The organism is Immundisolibacter sp., from assembly GCF_028696615.1.
GTDB lineage: Bacteria > Pseudomonadota > Gammaproteobacteria > Immundisolibacterales > Immundisolibacteraceae > Immundisolibacter.
On the sequence record NZ_JAQVGQ010000260.1, the window covers coordinates 1 to 3,370 of the forward strand.

4 protein-coding genes are annotated in these 3,370 nt (G+C 69.5%); all 4 read right to left on the reverse strand.

Annotation, left to right across the window (positions count from 1 at the left end; translation table 11 throughout):
* Nucleotides 1–556: phosphoadenylyl-sulfate reductase (locus tag PHC73_RS12850; RefSeq protein ID WP_300128983.1), on the reverse strand; the 556-nt coding region annotated here is incomplete at its 3' end.
* A gap of 96 nt (nt 557–652) precedes the next feature.
* Nucleotides 653–1,822, reverse strand: coding sequence for a patatin-like phospholipase family protein (locus PHC73_RS12855; RefSeq protein ID WP_300128986.1), 1,170 nt, complete (start codon nt 1,820–1,822; stop codon nt 653–655).
* A gap of 1 nt (nt 1,823) precedes the next feature.
* On the reverse strand, nt 1,824–2,522 hold the full coding sequence (locus PHC73_RS12860; RefSeq protein ID WP_300128989.1) for a type 1 glutamine amidotransferase: 699 nt from the start codon (nt 2,520–2,522) through the stop codon (nt 1,824–1,826).
* Nucleotides 2,523–2,558: 36 nt separating this feature from the next.
* Nucleotides 2,559–3,370: adenylyl-sulfate kinase (gene cysC / locus PHC73_RS12865; RefSeq protein WP_300128992.1), on the reverse strand; the 812-nt coding region annotated here is incomplete at its 5' end.

The following is a 3,370-nucleotide window of genomic DNA, read 5'->3' on the forward strand; positions in this document are numbered from 1 at the left end:
AATGGCGGTCATGCAGGGCGTTGTACGGGATGTCGTGGGCGCGGATGAAGGCCCACACGTCGGCCTCACTCCACTCGGCCAGCGGGTTGAACTTGAAGATGCCGCGCTGCTCGTCCCATTCGCGCTCCGGCAGCACCGACCGGTGCGCACTCTGATCGCGCCGCCTACCGGTGATCCAGGCTCTGTGTCCGGCCAGTGCCCGGACCAGCGGCTCCACCTTGCGGATGGCGCAGCAGGCCCGACGAAGCTCCACGCTGTCGTAGAAGGCGTTCACGCCGTGGCGGTGCGTGAACGCACGCAGCGCGTCGGCGTCCGGGTAATACCATTCGATATCAACGCCATAGCGCCGGCGCAGCGCCTCGGCCACGGCGTAGGTTTCCTCGGGCAGGCGGCCGGTGTCGAGACTCACGGTGCGGATGGCCGGCGCGTGGCGGGTGATGAGGTGGGTCAGGACCACCCCTTCCGGGCCAAAGCTGTTGGTATGCACGGCGGGACCGTGCGCCTGCGCGGCCTCAAGCACGGCCACGGCGTGGAGGACGAGATCGGAGGCAGCCATGAACGACAGCACCTGACAGCAGAATCGGGGTCATCAGGGTACGGACGCACGTTATTCTTTAGAATTATTTAATTCTTATATTCTTATGCCTTTAGCTCACGAAGATTGTGGATCGGCGTGGTCTGCCGGCCCGATCAGCGTCGCCATGAGTGCCTCCTTGCGTCGCTCGGCGTCCGCGTAGCCCAGATCTATCAGCTCGCTGCAAAACGCACCGTCGAACAGCAAGTAGCTCGGCAGCGGCGATAGCTCGCCAAAGGCGCCGATGCCACGCAACAGGCGCCGCACCGGGCGGGGAAAACGGCTGCTGTGGCGCGTGGCCAGCGCGCGCAGGTCGACGCTCGGCGTGAGCACCGCGGCATCGACGTGCCGCAGTGGGCGGCCGTAGCGCTGTGGCGGCTCGGCGCCTGCCCGCCGCACCAGCTCGTTCAGGCCCTGCAAGCGCTCCAGGTTCGGCCCGACGCCGTCCATGAACAGCGAATCCAGCACGTAACCGGCGATCTTGCCGAGCGTCGGATACGGCGGCGGTTGCGGCAGGGGCACCGGGTCCGAGTTGCGCATCGACAGCACCAGCAAGCGCTCGGCGCCAAGCTGCACCGCGGCCGACAGCGGCGTGTGGTCGCGCATGGCGCCGTCGCCGTACCAGTCGTCGTCGATGCGCACCGCCTCGAACAGCAGCGGGATGGCCACCGACGCCATGACGTGGTCGAGCGACAGCGAGGCCGGGCGGGCGATCGACCGCTCGCGCTGCCACGGCGACGGGTGGCCGGCCGCCTGGTAGAACGTGACGCCGCGGCTGCTGCCGTAGCCAGACGCGGTCACGGCCACCGCGTCGAGCGCACAGCGCGCCAGGTGCAGGTCGATACGCGACAGGTTGACGTGGCGCTCCAGCAGTGCCCGCAGCGGCTGGCAATCGAGCAGTGCGCGCGGGTTGTGCGGCCCCAATCCGCCGCGCAGCAGCGCCCACAGCCAGTGCGCGGCCCGGCCGTATAGCGCCCGCCGCTCGCAGCGGAACACGTCTCCCACACGCACCGTATGCCACACGCCGGCCAGCCCCTCGAGGCCGCGCGCAAACGCACTGGCGCGCGCGGCGAGCGCCGTCGCGTTGATGGCGCCGGCGGAGGTGCCGGTGATGACGGAAAACGGCGATCGCCGAGGCCGGCCGAGCCAGTCGCTGATGGCGAGCAGCGCGCCGACCTGGTACGCCGTGCGCGCGCCGCCGCCTGTCAGGACCAGACCCAGGCCCGGTGCGACCCGCGGGCGGTTCACCTCACGCCGCCGCCAGGCGGTCCAGCCAGGCCTCTAGCAGGCGCCGGGCGGGTTCGAAATGCGCCTGCAGGGCGCGCATGGCATCCGCCGACTGCACGCTGGCGCAGGGCGTGAGGCGCGCGCCGAAGGCATCGGCCAGCGCCGCCACGCCCGGCGGGTCCATCTCCGGGTGGCATTGCACGGCCAGTACCCGATTGCCATAGCTGAACGCCTGCTGCTCGAAATGCTCGCTGCGCGCGATGTGCAGCGCCCCGGCCGGCAGGTCGAAGGTGTCGCCGTGCCAGTGAAACAGCGTCTGCGGCGCCGGCAGGTCATCTGCGAAGGGGCTGCCGGAATCGGCCACCGGCTCGACCGGAAACCAGCCGATCTCGCGCCGGCCCGACGCAAATACCCGCGCGCCGAGCGCGGCGGCGATCAGCTGTGCGCCCAGGCACACGCCGAGCACGCGCCGCCCGGCGGCGATGGCGGCCTCGATGAGCGCGATCTCGGCCGTGAGGTGCGGGTACTGGTCGGCCTCGTACACGCCCATCGGCCCGCCCATCACCACCAGCCAGTCAAAGGCGTCGGGTTCCGGCAGGGCCTCGCCCGCGTACAGGCGCGTGCAGGACAGCGCAAAGCCGCGTCGCTGCGCCCACGGTGCGATGTAGCCAAGGCCCTCGAAGGGCACGTGTTGCAGCCAGTGCAGGCGTGTCGGGGTCATGGCAATCCGCCTGCCGGGCGCCTGCAACGCCGGCGCTCAGCCACCGATCAGCCCCCGCTCGCGCAGCAGCGCGAGCACCGCCTCGGCCGCCTCGTCGGCCGACAGAACGCTGGTGTCCAGGCGCAGTTCGGGTGCCTGTGGCGGCTCGTAGGGTGAATCGATGCCGGTGAAGTTCTTGAGCTCGCCGCGGCGGGCCTTCTTGTACAGACCCTTCACGTCGCGCGCTTCGGCCACCTTGAGCGGCGTGTCGACGTGAATCTCGATGAACTCGCCTTCTTCCAGCAGGCTGCGCGCCAGCGCGCGCTCGGCGCGGAACGGCGAGATGAAGGCGGTCAGCACGATGAGGCCCGCGTCCACCATCAGCCTGGCGACTTCCGCCACGCGGCGGATGTTCTCCACCCGGTCGGCGTCGGTGAAGCCGAGGTCCTTGTTCAGACCATGGCGCACGTTGTCGCCGTCCAGCAGATAGCTGTGGCAGCCGGCGGCGTAAAGCTTTTTCTCGACCAGATTCGCAATCGTCGATTTGCCGGCGCCGGACAGGCCGGTGAACCAAAGCACCGCCGGCTTGTGGCCCATCAGCGTGGCGCGGGCTGCCTTGTCGACGTCGACCGCCTGGCGGTGGATGTTGTGCGCGCGGCGCAGCGCAAAGTGCAGCATGCCGGCGCCGACGGTGGCGTTGGTCAGGCGGTCGATGAGGATGAAGCCGCCGGTGTCGCGGTTCGCGGTGTACGGATCGAACGGCAGTGCGCGGTCGAGCGCGATGTTGCACACGCCGATTTCGTTCAGATCGAGCTGCTTGGCGGCGAGGTGCTCCAGCGTGTTCACGTTGACCTTGTACTTCGGCTCGG

Excerpts from the sequence above, each read along its gene's own strand:
- PHC73_RS12860 (WP_300128989.1), bottom strand. The coding sequence starts at position 2,522 with ATGACCCCGACACGCCTGCACTGGCTGCAACACGTGCCCTTCGAGGGC.